We start from the raw sequence: 15,555 nt of genomic DNA, 5'->3' as shown, positions 1-15,555 counted from the left end.
GAGAGGGGCCGGCGAGCGGCGGCCGTTCACGTCGGAAATTCGAGCCCCATCTCGCGGTAGCGCTCGGGGTCGTCGCTCCAGTTCTCGCGCACCTTCACGAACAGGAAGAGATGCGCCTTCTGCTCGAGGATCTCGGCGATGTCCTTGCGGGCGGCCTGGCCGATCGCCTTGATGGTCTCGCCCTTGTGGCCGAGCACGATCTTCTTCTGGCTGTCGCGCTCGACATAGATCACCTGCTCGATGCGCACCGACCCGTTGGGCAGTTCCTCCCATTTCTCGGTCTCGACATGGGACGAGTAAGGCAGCTCCTGGTGCAGGCGCAGATAGAGCTTCTCGCGCGTGATCTCGGCGGCGAGCTGGCGCATGGGCAGGTCGGAGACCTGATCCTCCGGATAATACCACGGCCCGGCCGGAAGCCGGTCGGCGAGGTAGTCGAGGAGATCGGTGCAGCCGGAGCCGTCGAGGGCGGAGATCATGAAGGTGCGCTCGAACTGCGCCTTCGCATTGATGTCGGCGGTGAGCGCCAGCAGCGACTCGCGCTTGACCCGGTCGATCTTGTTGAGGACGAGGATCTTCGGCTGGTGCACGTCGGCGAGGTTCTCGATCATCGCGCCCGCGTCGCCCTTCAGACCGCGCTCGGCGTCGATCAGCACCAGCACGAGGTCGGCATCCTTGGCGCCGCCCCAGGCGGTGCGGACCATGGCGCGGTCGAGCGTGCGGCGCGGCTTGAAGATGCCCGGCGTGTCGACGAAGACGATCTGGGCCTGATTGTGGGTGGCGATGCCACGCACGATGGCGCGCGTCGTCTGCACCTTGTGGGTGACGATCGACACCTTGGTGCCGACGAGCTGGTTGATCAGCGTCGACTTTCCGGCGTTCGGCGCGCCAATGAGCGCCACGAAGCCGGAATGACGGGTCTGCGCGGCGGCGGTCGGGTCGGCGGTCGGCTCGGCCTGGTCCTGGTCTGTCATGGGGTGTCTTCCGGGTTGGGCCAGACGCCTTCGCGCTGGAGCATGGCGGCGGCACCGGCCTGCTCGGCCTCGCGCTTGGAGCGGCCGCGGCCGATGGTGGGTTCGAGGGCGCCGACCGACACCGTGACGGTGAAGACCGGCTCGTGATCCGGCCCTTCGCGGCCGGCAATGGAATAGACCGGCGTGGCGGCCACCGACTGGTGGGCCCATTCCTGCAACTCGGTCTTGGGATCGCGCTTGGCGCCCTGCGCCAGGCGGCTGCGCGGCCCCCAGTGCCGTTCGATCAGCGGCCGCGCGGCTTCCAGCCCGCCCTCGAGATAGATGGCGGCGAGCAGGGCCTCCATCGCGTCGGCGCGGGTGGAGCGCCCATTGGGGCCGGTCAGCGTCTTCAGGCCGGTGTCGGCGCGGATCAGGTCGGCGAGGCCGATCTCCTCGGCCACGTCGGCGCAGGTGGCGCCGCTGACCAGCGCGTTGAGACGCACGGCGAGCTCGCCTTCCGGCGCGCCCGGGAAGGCCTTGAACAGCATTTCGGCCACGACGAGGCCGAGCACGCGGTCGCCCAGGAACTCCAGCCGCTCGTTGTCGGCGCCGGCATGGCGCCGGGCGCTGGAATGGGTGAGCGCCCGCTCGAGCCGCTCGATGTCGGAAAAGGCGTAGCCGGTGCGCTCGCGGGCCATCTCCGCCAGCGCCTGTCCGGTCAGCTTCCGGGCGGCCATCGCGGTCAGTCGACGAAGTTCAGGAGCCGCGACGGGCGGATCTGCGACGGCCACTTCCAGACCTCGAGCGGGCTGGCGCCGCCGGCGATGGAGAAGAAGATGATGTTGGCGCGGCCGACGAAATTCTCCTCCGGCACGAAGCCGAAGACGCGGCTGTCGGCGGAGTTGTCGCGGTTGTCACCCATCATGAAGTAGTGGCCCTGCGGCACCACGAATTCGCGCGTGTTGTCGGAGACGCCGTTCGGGGTGACGTCGAGCGTGTCGAAGGAGACGCCGTTGGGCAGCGTCTCGCGATAGACGTCGACCGGACGGTTCTCCTCGGTGATGTCGGGATTGTCGATCTGGCCGATCAGCTCGCGCTGCACCGCCACGCCGTTGATGTAGAGCTGGCCGTCGCGCATCTGGATGCGGTCGCCGGGCAGGCCGACGACGCGTTTGATGTAGTCGAGCGACGGGTTGGGCGGATACTTGAACACGGCCACGTCGCCGCGCTCGGGCGGCGTCGCCCAGATGCGGCCGGAGAACAGGTCGGGCGAGAACGGCAGCGAATGGCGCGAATAGCCGTAGGCCCATTTCGTCACGAAGAGATAGTCGCCCTCGAGCAGGGTCGGCCGCATCGATCCGGAAGGGATCGAGAAGGGCTGGAACAGCAGCGTCCGGATGACGATGGCGAGGAGGAGCGCCTGCACGATGACGCTGACGGTTTCGCCGAGTCCGCCCGATTTCTTTTGCGATTTATCCGCCACGCTCATGTCGTCCTCGGTTTGGAATTGTGTGCTCTTACCGGCTCGCGCGGCGCGGGGCAACGGAATAGCCGGACGCGGGACGCGCGCCATGGCCTCGACGATCGTGGCACCTGCGATACCCCGCATCGTCGCGAAGGTCTATCCCCGCAAGTGTGGCGGCAATTCGACGGGCACGGCCTCGATGACCACGAAGGCCTGTGCGAGGGGATAATCGTCGGTGATCGTCAGGTGCACGACGCCGCGGTGGCCGGGCGGCAGCATGGCGGCGAGACGCGCCGCGGCGCCGCCCGACAGCTCCATGACGGGCATGCCGCCGGCGAGGTTGACCACGCACATGTCGCGCCAGAAGACGCCCTGCGCGATGCCGGTGCCGAGCGCCTTGGCGCAGGCCTCCTTGGCGGCGAAACGCTTGGCATAGGAGGCGATGCGGCCGCCGCGGCTTTCGGCGCGCTGGCGCTCGCCCTCGCTGAAGACACGTTCGGTGAAGCGTTCGCCATGGCGCTCGATGGAGCGTTCGATGCGGCGGATGTCGATGAGATCGGAGCCCAGCCCGAGGATCATATGCTGTCGGTCGCCAGCGTCTGAGCCTGCGCCTCGGCGCGACGCCTGGCCTTTTCCAGGAGGCGGTTCTGGCGCTGGCGGCGGAACCCCGCAACGGCCCAGCGGGTGACGACGTAGAAGGTGATCGCAAAGGCCAGACCGATGGGGATGCCGCCGACCGTCATCGGCTTTAGAAGCGGCTCCCACAGCTGGTTGAACTCGAGCCGTTCCCACAGCTTTCCGAGCTGGATGGGCGCGTTTCCGTGCGTGGCGCTGGAGCCCAGGATCGCGCAGCCCAGCTTGTAGCTGGAGGCCCAGATGAGCGGAAAGGTGATCGGGTTGCCGATGGCCGTTCCAAGCGCCGACGCGATCAGATTGCCGGCCAGAAGCCAGGCCACGGCCGCCGCCAGCAGGAAATGGAAACCGATGAACGGCAGGAAGGACGCGAACACGCCCGCCGCCACCCCGGCCGCGATCGCGTGCGGCGTGGCGGTCAGGCGCAAGACGCGCTTGGTGAAATATTGAGCGGAACGCCAGAAGGAGCGCCGTGGCCAGAGCATCGTGCGCATGCGCTCCAGGATATCCGCTGGCTTCCTGCGCCGAAACAACATCTGTCTGGCCTTGCTCCTGTCCTTCCCGATACCCGGTCGTCGAACGCGTCTCGTGATTCACGCCGACAAGCCATCAACGCGACCGGCGGCGACCCGATCCAACCCGTCCGGACGCGTCTCGATTCCCGGCAGACCCTAGTTAGCCATCGATTGTGTCACGAACGGTAAACGGCTCGATCGAACCCGCCGGTTCATCTCCATGCCCACTGACAACAGATATACTCACGTTACACGTCGTGAACAACGGGGCTGGGCGCGATTGCGACCAATGGCCGGGTGCCGATGCGTAAGGTCGGCGCCCGGTTACGTGTGCTCACCGGTAAAGGATCCACGCGACCTTGGACTCAGAGGTTGCGGCTGCCCGGCTTGACCGGCGCAATGGCGGCGAGTTCGGGCGGCAGCGCATCGGCCGGATAGGCCGGCACCTCGTATTCCGCCAGCGCCACCAGCGGAACCCCGACGTCGACCTTTCCGGCCGAGCGATCGATGATGCAGGCGGCGGCGACGACCTCGGCCCCGATGTTGCGCAGGCACGCGACGGTTTCGCGGATGGACAGGCCGGTGGTGACGATGTCCTCGACGATGACGACCCTGGAACCCGGCGCGATCTCGAACCGGCGCAGGCGAAAGACGCCGGCCTCGCGCTCGACCCAGATCGCCGGGACGCCGAGATGGCGCGAGGTCTCGTAGGCCGGAATGATACCGCCCACGGCCGGGCCGACGACATAGTCTATCCCCTCGCCCACCGTCTGGCGGATGCGGGCGGCCAGCGCCCGGCACAGCTGCTCGGTCTTGTCGGCATGCATGAAGACCCGGGCCTTCTGCAGGAAGACCGGGCTGCGCAGGCCGGACGTCAGGATGAAGTGTCCCTCCAGGATCGCGCCTGCGTCGCGAAAGATCTCGAGCACGTCATCCCTGGTCATTCCGGTCGGTCCTTCTGGCTTCAGCCGTTGACGCGGCGCGCATCCGAGACGGCCGACGTGTCCTTGAGCTGCGACAGCAGCCGGTTCAGATGCTTCAGATCCCAGACCTCCAGGTCGAGGAGCATCTCGGTGAAATCGGGCGCGGTGCGCGCCATCGAGAGCATGTGGATGTTGGCGTCGTTGGAGGCGACCACCTGGGCGATCTCGGCCAGCGAGCCGGGCTCGTTGATGGCGGTGACCGAGATGCGCGCTGGGAAGCGCTCCTTGGTGTCCTCGTCGATGTCCCAGCGCACGTCGATCCAGCGTTCGGGCTGGTCGTCGAAGGCGGTGAGCGAGGGCGACTGGATCGGATAGATGGTGATGCCCGAACCCGGCTGCATGATGCCGACGATGCGGTCTCCGGGAACGGCGCCTTCCGGGGCGAAGCGAACCGGCAGGTCGCCGGAAACGCCGCGGATGGGCAGCGCCTCGCCCTTGCCGGTCCGGCTCTCGCTCTTCGCCTTGTCCTTTTCCTTCTCCTTGCGGGACGAACGCCCCGGAATCTGGAACAGCATGCCGGCGGCGTTGCGCAGGTTGAACCAGCCTTCCTCGCGCGCCTTCGGCGCGGCGACGGTGACGCGCTCGTCCTTGAAGTCGGGATAGACCGCGCGCAGCACGTCGGGAGACGAAAGCTCGCCGCGCCCGACGGCGGCCAGGACGTCCTCGACGTCCTTCCTGGCCAGCCGATGCAGCACCGGCTTGAGCATGTCCTTGGCGAAGGACCGGCCCGCGCGCTCGAAGGCGCGCTCGAGGATGCGGGTGCCCAGCCCCGAATACTGCTTGCGGATGGCGGCGCGCGTGGCCCGGCGGATGGCGGAGCGGGCCTTGCCGGTGACCACCACCTGCTCCCAGGCGGCGGGCGGCACCTGCGCCTTGGAGCAGATGATCTCGACCTCGTCGCCGTTCTTCAGCTCCGTCATCAGCGGCATGATGCGGCCGTTGACCTTGGCGCCCACACAGGTGTCGCCGACATCGGTGTGGACGGCATAGGCGAAGTCGATGGGCGTGGCGCCGCGCGGCAGCGCGATCAGCCGGCCCTTGGGCGTGAAGCAGAACACCTGGTCCTGGAACATTTCCAGCCGCGTGTTCTCCAGGAATTCCTCGGGATTGTCGCCCTCCGACAGCGCCTCGATGGTGCGCTTCAGCCAGCCATAGGAATTCGTTTCCTTGGAGATGGCGTGGCCGGCGCCGTTCAGCTTGCCGCCCATGTCCTTGTAGATGGAATGGGCGGCCACGCCGTATTCGGCCACCTTGTGCATCTGCCAGGTGCGGATCTGCAGCTCGACGCGCTGGCGCGAGGGGCCGACGATGGTGGTGTGGATGGAGCGGTAGTCGTTCTGCTTGGGCGTCGAGATGTAGTCCTTGAACCGGCCGGGCACCATGGACCACGAGGTGTGGATGGCGCAGAGCGCCCGGTAGCAGTCCTCGACCTCGTCGACGATGACGCGGAAGGCGAAGATGTCGGACAGCTGCTCGAAGGACAGCGCCTTGGATTCCATCTTGCGGAACACCGACCAGGGCTTCTTCTGCCGGCTGGTGACGGTGGCCTGGAGGCCGTATTTCTCGAACAGGGTCTTCAGCGACGCCTCGATCTCGCCGATGACGCCGCGGTTGCGCTGGAGGATGTCGGCCAGCCGCTCGGTGACGGCCTTGTGGCCGCCGGGATTGATGTGGCGGAAGGCGAGCTCCTCGAGTTCCTCGCGCATGTCCTGCATGCCCATGCGGCCGGCCAGCGGCGCATAGATGTCCATCGTCTCCTCGGCGATGCGCTGGCGCTTTTCCTCCGGCACGTGATCGAGCGTGCGCATGTTGTGGAGACGGTCGGCGAGCTTGACGAGGAGGACGCGCACGTCCTCGGCGATGGCCAGCAGCAGCTTGCGCAGGTTCTCGGCCTGCGCCGCCTTCTTGGAGACGAGATCGAGCTTCTTGAGCTTGGTCAGGCCCTCGACCAGCTTGCCGATGTCCGCACCGAAGAGATCGTCGATCTCCTGGCGGGTGGCGGTGGTGTCCTCGATGGTGTCGTGCAGCAGCGCGACCGCGATGGTCGCCTCGTCGAGATGCATGTCTGTCAGGATCGCCGCCACTTCGAGCGGATGGGAAAAATAGGGATCCCCCGAGGCGCGCTTCTGGTGGCCATGCTTCTGCATGGCGTAGACATAGGCCTTGTTCAGAAGGGCCTCATTGACGTCGGGCTTGTAGCGCTGGACGCGCTCGACAAGCTCGTATTGACGCATCATGGGCGTGGCGGCTCCAAAACGAAACATGCGCCGCGGACATCACGGCGCATGTAACAGATAACCATGTCTGGCGGCCGACGGTAGTGGCGTCGATGAGGCCAGTCTTCAGTAGTCGTCGCTCTTTTCCGGCGGAACCAGGCCCTCGATGCCGGCGAGCAGGTCTTCCTCGGTCATGCGGTCGAAGGTGACCGGCTCGTCGTCGGAGGCGGCCTCGGCGGTCTCGTCGGAGCCGCGGTCGATCATCTCGGGCGCCTCGGCCTCGGGCTCGTCGACCTCGACGTGCTTCTGCAGCGAGTGGATCAGGTCTTCCTTGAGGTCGCCGGGCGACAGCGTCTCGTCGGCGATCTCGCGCAGCGCCACGACGGGGTTCTTGTCGTTGTCGCGGTCGATGGTGATCTGCGCGCCCTGCGAGATCAGCCGCGCCCGATGGCTGGCGAGCAGCACGAGCTCGAAGCGGTTGTCGACCTTGTCGATGCAGTCTTCAACGGTGACGCGGGCCATGGAATGCCCCTTTCATAGCTTATTGTCGGAGATTGACGCGTGCCATACTCCGAACGGGCCGAAAACACAAGCATGCGCAGGCCGCGCGCAGCGGAGGTGGCGCCGGCGGCCGGCGCACGCAGCGGTCGCAGAACCGATGGTCCGTTTCCCTGACCCCCGTTTTATGGCAGATTTGCTACGATTCGACGACCGAAGCCCCCGGCTTCCAGTTTCATAGTCATCATTTTTTCAAGACGAGGACATTTTCCCATGTTCGATCCCCGCGAAAAGATCGCGCTCTTCATCGACGGCGCCAACCTCTACGCCACGTCGCGCGCGCTCGGCTTCGACATCGACTACCGCAAGCTGCTCGCCGCCTTCCAGAAGAAGGGCTATTTGCTGCGCGCCTATTACTACACGGCGCTGATCGAGGACCAGGAATACTCCTCGATCCGGCCGCTGATCGACTGGCTCGACTACAATGGCTACAAGGTGGTGACCAAGCCGGCCAAGGAGTTCACCGACGCGGCCGGGCGGCGCAAGATCAAAGGCAACATGGACATCGAGCTGACCATCGGCGCGCTGGAGCTCGCCGACGTGGTCGACCACTACGTCATCTTCTCGGGCGACGGCGACTTCCGCACCCTGGTGGAGGCGCTGCAGCGGCGCGGACGCAAGGTCAGCGTCGTGTCGACCATGGCCTCGCAGCCGCCGATGATCGCCGACGACCTGCGCCGCCAGGCCGACCATTTCATCGACCTCGTCAGCCTGCGCGCCGAAGTGGGGCGCGATCCGTCGGAGCGCCCGGTGCGGCGCCCGGATCCCGTCGACGAGGCCGAAGACGACTATTGATGCCCGCGCCGCTGGCCGCAACCGCCGAGCCGCACCGCGACTGCCCGCTGTGCCCGCGGCTGCATGGCTTCATCGCCGCGTGGCGCGCGAAAGAGCCTTCCTGGCACAACGCGCCGGTGCCGAGCTTCCTGCCGCCTGAGGGCGAGGCGGCGGTGCGGCTGCTCGTCGTCGGGCTGGCGCCGGGCCTGCGCGGGGCCAATCGCACCGGCCGCCCGTTCACCGGCGACTATGCCGGCGACCTGCTCTACGGCACGCTCGGACGCTTCGGCTTCGCGCGCGGGCAGTTCCAGGCGCGGCCCGACGACGGGCTGGAGCTGGTCGGGACCGCCATCACCAACGCGGTGCGCTGCGTGCCGCCGGAGAACAAGCCGGTGGGCGCCGAGATCGCCACCTGCCGGCGGTTCCTGGTGCCCACGATCGACCGTTTCCCCAGGCTCGAGGCGATCGTGACGCTGGGCACGATCGCGCATCAGTCGACGGTGCGCGCGCTGGGCGAGCGCGTGGCCGCTCACCCCTTCCGGCACGGAGCCCAACAGGGGATCGGCGCCGTGACGCTGTTTCCGAGCTATCACTGCTCCCGCTACAACACCAACACCGGCCGGCTGACGGAAGCGATGTTCGTGGAGGTGTTCCGGGCGGTGCGGGACCATCTCGATCGCGGCACGGCCGGACCGCTGGAATTGCCGCGCGGCGCGATGTAGAGATGGCCGGCCGGCGGGGTCCGGCGCACGCTTGCCCGGGTCCTTCGCATCATGCCTTCTCTTCCTCCGGCCCTTCGCGGACCGATCTTCATGGTCGTCGCGACCGGCTCCTATGTCATCAACGACACCTTCATGAAGCTGGCGACCGACGGGCTGCCGCCCTACGAGGTGCTGTTCCTGCGCGGGGTCGCGGCGTTCCTGTGGGGGGCGCCGCTGCTGGCGATCATGGGACAGGCGCGCAACGTCAGGCTGATGGCCGACCGGCGGGTGCTGGTGCGCAGCTGCCTGGAGCTGTTCGCGGTGCTCTGCTACGTGGTGGCGCTCGCCAACATGCCGATCGCCGATGCGATCGCGCTCGGACAGGTGACCCCGCTCCTGATGCTCGTCGGCGCGGCGCTCTTCTTCGGCGAGCGGATCGGCGGACGACGCGCCGGGCTGATCGCGCTCGGCTTCCTCGGCGCGATCATGGTGGCGCAACCGACCATGGCGGGCATTTCCGTGTTTGCGCTGCTGGCGCTCGGCAATGCCGTGTTCAGCGCGGGACGCGACCTGTGGGGGCGCTCGATCGACGCGAGCGTGCCGGGGCTGATCGTGGCGATGTCGGCGGTGGTGGTCGTGATCATCGGCGCGGGCGGCGCGCACCTGTCGAGCGAGACATGGGTGATGCCGGGGACGCGCCACCTGCTTTTGCTGGCCGCCTCGGGCTTCTTCCTCGTCTTCGGCCATTTCTTCATCTTCACCGCCTACCGCTCCGCCGCCACGTCCACGGTGGCGCCGTTCTACTACAGCTTCACCGTGTGGGCGGTGATCTCCGGCCTCGTCGTGTTCGGCGAGCTGCCCAACCTGCTCGCGGGCGCAGGCATCCTGCTCGTCGCCGGCAGCGGCCTGGCGATCGTGATCTCGGATCGGCGCAGGCAAAGGCTCGTCGCCACGGCCTGACCCGATCCGCAAGGCAGGCGACCGGCGGGTGATCGCGCCGGCCGACCGGCGGGCGCGCGGATCGAAGCATCCCTGTCACGAACGTGGTATAGTCTGCGATGCGCGGTGCCGCGCCGTGCCCTGGCGGCTGGCGATGTCGTCGCTCCGGCAGCGCGGCGACGACGACCCGTGAGGATGGCAGATGAAGATTTCCATTGCCTGGAAGATCATCCTCGGCGTGATGACGGTCCAGCTGTTCACAGCGGCGATCATCGTGGGCTGGTTTCTCTATTCGGTTCGAGCGGAGGTGAACCAACTGGTCGCGGTCAGCGCCCAGGACACGGTCGCGCGCTCGGTCGACGCGGCCGAAGACTATTTCAGTCCAGTCGAAACCGCCATCGTCGCCACCCAGCGACTGATCTCCGGCGGTATCCTGCAGCGCGAACAGACCGAGCAGTTCGTGCGCCACCTGCATGACCAGCTGCGGCTGTCACCGCAGTTCGCGGGGGTCTATGTCGGGTTCCCCGACGGCGGCTTCTACTATGTCATGCGGGACCAGAAGGAGACCGCCGACGGCACGCTCACCAAGATCATCCGCGACATCGGCGGGCAGCGCGAGGTCAGCCTGACTTGGCGGGACGCCGGCTACGCGGTCATCAAGACCAGCCAGGATCCGACCGACACCTACGATCCGCGAAGCCGGCCCTGGTATCAGGCGGCGATCGAGAAGACCGACGTCGCCTGGACAGACCCGTACATCTTCTTCACCTCGCGAAAGCCGGGCGTGACGGCTGCCATCGCCGTGAAGGCCGACACCGGAGAAGACTTCGCGGCCATCGGCATCGACATCGAGATTTCGGACATCTCCAGATATCTGGGGCAGTATGCCTACGGGCCGCAACGCTCCGCCTTCATCATCAGCCGGGACGACGAGATCATTTCGCACAGCAGCATCGACACGGTGCTGCCCGGCGGGGTGTCCGACGACGCCATGCCGCGTTTCCTCAGGCTCGCCGAACTGCAAACCGCCGATCAGTCGATCCGGGACGGAATCCGGGATCGCCTCTCGAACCTCTCGGATGCCAGCGCGGCGTCGGTCTGGCAGCAGACATCGGAGGGCGGCGACTACGTCGTCGCCGTCGGGCGCATATCGAGCGCAAAGTTTCCCTGGCAGATCGTGACGATACGGCCGGCAGCCGACATGACGCAGGTTGCGAGCGGCAGCGCGATGGTCCTGATCCTGATTGCCTTTCTGGCCACGTCGGTGGCCATTGCCGTGGGCTATATCCTGGCCCGCAGCATCGGACGACCGCTGGGGGTGCTGTGGACCAACGCGAAGCTGGCGCGCAACGGGAACATAGAACTGATGGAAGAGACGAGGAGCGGGTACGAGGAAATCGACGAGACGTCCGCGATCCTCCAGGACCTGGCCGGGAAGATCAGGCACTGAGCCACCGCCCGCCCGTCGGATGCCGGCAATCCCGATCCGGGCTTCGCCGTTCGGCGGCCTGCCAGGCGACCGATGACGGAGACGGGAGCCGTCCGCCCACCCCCCCAATCCCGCCCCGTCCGCAGCGGACCCGCGAGGGATCGCGACGGGCGCGCCGACGCGGAAAGCCCTTGCCTCGACTTGCCTCGCATGGCTAGTTTCGCCCGATGACACCATTGGGAGATCGGCGATGCTGGCAGGAATGACGAGATGTGGCGCAGTCCTGTCGGCTGCCGCGCTGGCGATCGGCCTCACGTTCGGCGCCGGCCCGGCCAAGGCGCAGGAACGCACGCCGCAGGATCCGCGCCTGATGACGCCCGGCAAGCTGACCGTGGGCACCGGCGACCCCGTCTACCCGCCCTGGATGCTCGACAATGATCCGGCCGCTGGCAAGGGCTTCGAGAACGGCCTGATCTACGCGCTGGCCGAGGAGATGGGTTTTGCGCGCGAGGATGTCGTGTGGGTGGCCAACACCTTCGAGCAGACCATCGCGCCGGGGCCGAAGAATTTCGATTTCTCGATCCAGCAGATTTCGGTGACCGAGGCCCGCGCCCAGGTGGTGACCTTCAGCCAGGTCTATTTCCAGCCCGACAAGGCCGTGGTGGCGCTGCCGGGAAGCGCCGTGGAAGGCGCCAAGAGCTTCGACGACCTGCGCGCCGCCCGCTGGGGCGCGGTGATCGGCACGACCGACCTGACCTATCTGGAAAACATCCTGGGCATCGAGGAAGCCGCCGTCTATGACGACCAGATCGGCGTCTTCCAGGCCATGCAGGCCAAGCAGATCGACGCCACGGTGGTGGCCTTGCCGACCGCGCTCTACGTGACCGCCGTGCAGGTTCCCGATGCGCAGATCGTCGCGCTGCTGCCGCCCGACGAGAACGATCGCGGCCATGGCCTGCTGTTCCAGTTCGAAAATCCGCTGGTGGAATGGGTGGACGAGGCCTTGAGCGCGGTGATTGCGCGCGGCGTGGTCGACGAGTTGAAGGCAACCTATCTGGTGGCCGATCCGGACCTGCCGATCATCACCGAATGAGCCTGCCGGCAGGTCCCGGGGGATCGCCCGCCGACGGGGCGGCCGTCCGCCGACCCGCACCGCCGCGCCGCCGCAACGAATGGCGGGCGGCGCTGGTGCCGACGGTCATCAGCCTCGCGAGCGTCGTCATCGTGTTCGGCGTGCTCGGCTGGTGGATCAGCTCGGCGGAGCAGTGGCCGCGCGTGAAGCTCCAGTTCTTCAATCCCGAAGCCATGGCGGCGGCGTTCCCGCGCGTGCTGCAAGGGTTCTGGATCTCGATGCGGATCTGGCTGACCGCGCTCGTCTGCATCGCGCTCTGGGCGCTGGTGCTGGCGCTGGTGCGCTCCCTGCGCGCGCCGTGGTTCACGCCGTTCCGGCTGATGGTGGTGGTCTACATCGACATCTTCCGCGGCATTCCGGTGCTGCTGCTGGTGCTGCTGTTCGGCTTCGGTATTCCGGCGCTCAACATGCCGGGCCTGCCGAATTCCGGCCTGTTCTGGGGCACCGTGGCGATGGTCCTGTCGTACTCGGCCTATGTAGCCGAGATCTACCGCTCCGGCATCGATGCCGTGCACGAGGGCCAGCGCGCCGCCGCCAAGTCGCTCGGCCTGTCGGAATGGCAGACGATGATCCATGCTATCCTGCCGCAGGCGATCCGCAACGTCCTGCCGGCGCTGATGAACATCGTGGTGGCGCTGCAAAAGGACGTCGCGCTGCTGTCGGTGATCGGCGTGCGCGACGCGGTGCGCGAGGCGCAGATCTACACCGCCACCACCTTCAACTATTCGTCGCTGGTGGTGGCGGCGGGCCTGTTCCTGCTGGCCACGATCCCGATGGCGCGGCTTGCCGACCATGTCAGCCGCAAGGACCGCGAGCGGCGCTTGCAGAGGGCCGGATGACCCCGCGCATCGAGATCGACGCGGTGACCAAGTATTTCGGCGACCGGCTGGTGCTCGACGGCGTCAGCCTGTCGGTGGCGGCGCACGAGGTGGTGTGCCTGATCGGCGCCTCGGGGTCGGGCAAGTCGACGCTGCTGCGCTGCATCAACCGGCTCGTCGAATTCGACCATGGCGCCATTCGCCTGGACGGCGTGCCGATCGACGACAAGCGGTTCGGCGCGACCGGGCTGCAGCGGCGCATCGGAATCGTGTTCCAGTCCTACAACCTGTTCCCGCACATGCGCGTCATCGACAACGTGACGCTGGCGCCGCGAAAGGTGCATGGCGTGCCGCGTGCGGAGGCGGAGGACCGCGCCCGACAGCTGCTCGGGCTGTTCGGCATGGGCGATCATGCGACGAGCTATCCCGAGCAATTGTCGGGCGGGCAGCAGCAGCGCGTCGCCATCGTGCGGTCGCTGGTGTCGAAGCCGGACGTGCTGTTGCTGGACGAAGTGACCGCGGCGCTGGACCCCGAACTGATCGGCGAGGTGCTGCAGATCATCCGCGGTCTCAAGGACGAGGGCATGACCATGGTGATCGTGACGCACGAGATGGGCTTTGCCCGCGACTGCGCCGACCGGGTGTGCTTTCTGGAAGGCGGCCGGATCCTCGAACAGGGCCCGCCGCGAACGCTGCTGTCGCGGCCCGAAAACCCGCGCACGCGACGGTTCCTTCAGCGCATCATCGACGCGGGACGGCTGTGAGCGACGGGACGCTGGCTGGCGAGGCCTACCCGCGCTCCTTGAGCAGCCGGCCCTTCTCGCGCGACCAGTCGCGTTCCTTCTCGGTCTGGCGCTTGTCGTGCAGCTTCTTGCCGCGGGCGACGCCGAGCAGAAGCTTGGCGCGGCCCTGGTCGTTGAAATAGATCTTCAGCGGCACCATGGTCATGCCCTCGCGGTCGACCGCCTGGGAGAGCTTGGCCATCTCGCGCTTGTTGACCAGGAGCTTGCGGCGGCGGCGCGGCTCGTGGTTGAAGCGGTTGGCCTGGAGGTATTCCGGCAGATAGGAATTGATCAGCCAGATCTCGCCGCCCTCGTTGGAGGCGTAGCTGTCCTGGATGTTGGCGTGACCGCCGCGCAGCGACTTCACCTCCGTGCCGGTGAGGACCAGGCCCGTCTCCAACGTGTCGAGAATCTCGTAGTTGAAGCGGGCCTTGCGGTTCTCGGCAACGGTGCGGTTGTTCGGATCGGCTTTTCTGACCTGTACCATGGCTGAAAGATGCGCTCTTTGCGCGTCAGTTCAAGAGGCCCGCGTGCTGCATGGCCGCGTCGATCTTCTCGGCGGTGGCCGCCTCGACGGTGACGAGCGGCGAGCGCACGACGTTTTCGACGCGACCGAGCCTGGACAGCGCGTATTTGGTGCCGGAGACGCCGGGTTCGATGAAGATGGCCTTGTGCAGCGGCATCAGCCGGTCCTGCAACGCCAGCGCGCGGTCGCGGTCGTTGGCCATGGTGGCGGCCTGGAACTCGGCGCAGAGGCGCGGCGCGACGTTGGACGTGACCGAGATGGCGCCGACGCCGCCATGGGCGTTGAAGCCGAGCGCGGAAGCGTCCTCGCCCGAGAGCTGGATGAAGTCCGGCCCGCAGGTGATGCGCTGCTCCGACACGCGCTCGATCTTGCCGGTGGCGTCCTTGACGCCGACGATGTTGGAAAAGTCGTGCGCCAGCCGGCCCATCGTCTCGGGCGTCATGTCGATGACCGAGCGCGGCGGGATGTTGTAGATGATGATCGGCAGCGTGGTGGCGCGCGCCACGGCGGCGAAGTGCTCGTAGAGCCCGCGCTGGGTCGGCTTGTTGTAGTAGGGCGTCACGACCAGAACCGCATCGGCGCCGGCCTCCTGCGCGAACCTGGCGAGTTCCACCGCCTCGACCGTGTTGTTGGAACCCGCGCCGGCGATGACCGGCACCTTGCCCTTCGCCACGTCGATGCAGGCCTTCACCACCTGGCGGTGCTCGTCATGCGAGAGCGTGGGCGATTCGCCGGTGGTGCCCACCGGCACGACACCGTTGGAGCCCTCGGCGATCTGCCACTCGACGAAGGCCTTGAAGGCTTTCTCGTCGAACCCGCCATCCCGCTGGAAGGGGGTCACGAGAGCGGTGAAAGAGCCTCTGAACATTTTTCCGACGAACTCCCTTGGCATTGGTCGCGTTCCGACGGGACCGCGCGCGGGCTCTTTAGCCGATCGCGGCCCCGCGCACCATAGGCAGCCGGCGCAGCACCGGCACAAGACGGCGCATTTGCGGCTTTTTTGACCCGATGCGCGTTGAGCCAGCGGCAGGACACCGCCCGGTAACCATTTCGGCAAGGATGAAGCGCATAGTGACCATCGAGACAAGCGGATTCCGGAGAGCTGCGCCGATGCGGAGAATCGTTCTGCTCGCG

At 67.0% G+C, this 15,555-nt stretch carries 18 protein-coding genes; 7 read left to right on the top strand and 11 right to left on the bottom strand.

Annotated features, from left to right (window positions below):
• Positions 1–26: 26 nt before the first annotated feature.
• The 8 genes from era to rpoZ form a co-directional block, all read right to left on the bottom strand.
• Complete coding sequence (era, locus tag EJC49_RS23170; protein WP_126702306.1) at positions 27–971, bottom strand: GTPase Era; 945 nt, start codon at positions 969–971, stop codon at positions 27–29.
• The gene (rnc, locus tag EJC49_RS23165; RefSeq protein ID WP_126702305.1) at positions 968–1,687 is read right to left on the bottom strand and encodes a ribonuclease III; all 720 of its coding nucleotides are present in this window, start codon (positions 1,685–1,687) and stop codon (positions 968–970) included. The genes era and rnc overlap by 4 nt, the downstream gene beginning before the upstream one ends.
• Before the next feature lie 5 nt (positions 1,688–1,692).
• On the bottom strand, positions 1,693–2,439 hold the full coding sequence (gene lepB, locus EJC49_RS23160; RefSeq protein ID WP_126702304.1) for a signal peptidase I: 747 nt from the start codon (positions 2,437–2,439) through the stop codon (positions 1,693–1,695).
• Positions 2,440–2,571: 132 nt separating this feature from the next.
• Positions 2,572–2,994 (bottom strand): holo-ACP synthase, encoded by a 423-nt coding sequence (gene acpS, locus EJC49_RS23155; protein ID WP_126702303.1) that lies wholly within the window; start codon positions 2,992–2,994, stop codon positions 2,572–2,574.
• A complete protein-coding gene (locus EJC49_RS23150) occupies positions 2,991–3,584 on the bottom strand; it encodes a DUF2062 domain-containing protein (RefSeq protein ID WP_126702302.1) in 594 nt (197 codons plus the stop codon). Before EJC49_RS23150 ends, acpS begins: the two co-directional genes overlap by 4 nt.
• Before the next feature lie 344 nt (positions 3,585–3,928).
• Positions 3,929–4,507 carry an orotate phosphoribosyltransferase gene (gene pyrE / locus EJC49_RS23145; RefSeq protein ID WP_126702301.1) on the bottom strand — a complete coding sequence of 193 codons (579 nt, stop codon included), beginning with the start codon at positions 4,505–4,507 and terminating at the stop codon, positions 3,929–3,931.
• Positions 4,508–4,527: 20 nt separating this feature from the next.
• Positions 4,528–6,783 carry a RelA/SpoT family protein gene (locus tag EJC49_RS23140; RefSeq protein WP_126702300.1) on the bottom strand — a complete coding sequence of 752 codons (2,256 nt, stop codon included), beginning with the start codon at positions 6,781–6,783 and terminating at the stop codon, positions 4,528–4,530.
• A 105-nt stretch (positions 6,784–6,888) separates the two neighbouring features.
• Positions 6,889–7,284, bottom strand: coding sequence for a DNA-directed RNA polymerase subunit omega (gene rpoZ, locus EJC49_RS23135; protein ID WP_126702299.1), 396 nt, complete (start codon positions 7,282–7,284; stop codon positions 6,889–6,891).
• A gap of 249 nt (positions 7,285–7,533) precedes the next feature.
• Between rpoZ and EJC49_RS23130 the strand changes: the two genes are divergently transcribed.
• The 7 genes from EJC49_RS23130 to EJC49_RS23100 all read left to right on the top strand — a co-directional run bounded on the left by EJC49_RS23130 (position 7,534) and on the right by EJC49_RS23100 (position 13,877).
• Positions 7,534–8,115 (top strand): LabA-like NYN domain-containing protein, encoded by a 582-nt coding sequence (locus EJC49_RS23130; protein ID WP_126702298.1) that lies wholly within the window; start codon positions 7,534–7,536, stop codon positions 8,113–8,115.
• The gene (locus EJC49_RS23125; RefSeq protein ID WP_126702297.1) at positions 8,115–8,816 is read left to right on the top strand and encodes a uracil-DNA glycosylase; all 702 of its coding nucleotides are present in this window, start codon (positions 8,115–8,117) and stop codon (positions 8,814–8,816) included. Before EJC49_RS23130 ends, EJC49_RS23125 begins: the two co-directional genes overlap by 1 nt.
• 51 nt (positions 8,817–8,867) lie before the next feature.
• Positions 8,868–9,755, top strand: coding sequence for a DMT family transporter (locus tag EJC49_RS23120; protein ID WP_126702296.1), 888 nt, complete (start codon positions 8,868–8,870; stop codon positions 9,753–9,755).
• Positions 9,756–9,936: 181 nt separating this feature from the next.
• Positions 9,937–11,184: a PDC sensor domain-containing protein gene (locus tag EJC49_RS23115; RefSeq protein WP_126702295.1), complete on the top strand. Its 1,248-nt coding sequence runs from the start codon at positions 9,937–9,939 to the stop codon at positions 11,182–11,184.
• A gap of 229 nt (positions 11,185–11,413) precedes the next feature.
• Complete coding sequence (locus tag EJC49_RS23110; protein ID WP_126702294.1) at positions 11,414–12,256, top strand: ABC transporter substrate-binding protein; 843 nt, start codon at positions 11,414–11,416, stop codon at positions 12,254–12,256.
• On the top strand, positions 12,253–13,134 hold the full coding sequence (locus EJC49_RS23105; RefSeq protein WP_126702293.1) for an amino acid ABC transporter permease: 882 nt from the start codon (positions 12,253–12,255) through the stop codon (positions 13,132–13,134). The genes EJC49_RS23110 and EJC49_RS23105 overlap by 4 nt, the downstream gene beginning before the upstream one ends.
• A complete protein-coding gene (locus tag EJC49_RS23100; RefSeq protein WP_126702292.1) occupies positions 13,131–13,877 on the top strand; it encodes an amino acid ABC transporter ATP-binding protein in 747 nt (248 codons plus the stop codon). The genes EJC49_RS23105 and EJC49_RS23100 overlap by 4 nt, the downstream gene beginning before the upstream one ends.
• Before the next feature lie 25 nt (positions 13,878–13,902).
• Here EJC49_RS23100 and smpB read toward each other — a convergent pair whose 3' ends face one another.
• The 3 genes from smpB to EJC49_RS25995 all read right to left on the bottom strand — a co-directional run.
• Entirely contained in the window at positions 13,903–14,382 is a 480-nt protein-coding gene (smpB, locus tag EJC49_RS23095) for an SsrA-binding protein SmpB (protein WP_126702291.1), read from the bottom strand.
• A 25-nt stretch (positions 14,383–14,407) separates the two neighbouring features.
• Entirely contained in the window at positions 14,408–15,289 is an 882-nt protein-coding gene (gene dapA / locus EJC49_RS23090) for a 4-hydroxy-tetrahydrodipicolinate synthase (RefSeq protein WP_126702290.1), read from the bottom strand.
• 58 nt (positions 15,290–15,347) lie between these two features.
• Positions 15,348–15,555 (bottom strand): hypothetical protein (locus tag EJC49_RS25995; RefSeq protein WP_210211851.1); only part of this gene is annotated, 208 nt, incomplete at its 5' end.

Source organism: Aquibium carbonis (assembly GCF_003970795.1).
Taxonomy (GTDB): Bacteria; Pseudomonadota; Alphaproteobacteria; order Rhizobiales; family Rhizobiaceae; genus Aquibium; species Aquibium carbonis.
The sequence above is the reverse complement of the archived record's forward strand: the minus strand, read 5'-3'. Positions and strand labels throughout refer to the sequence as shown.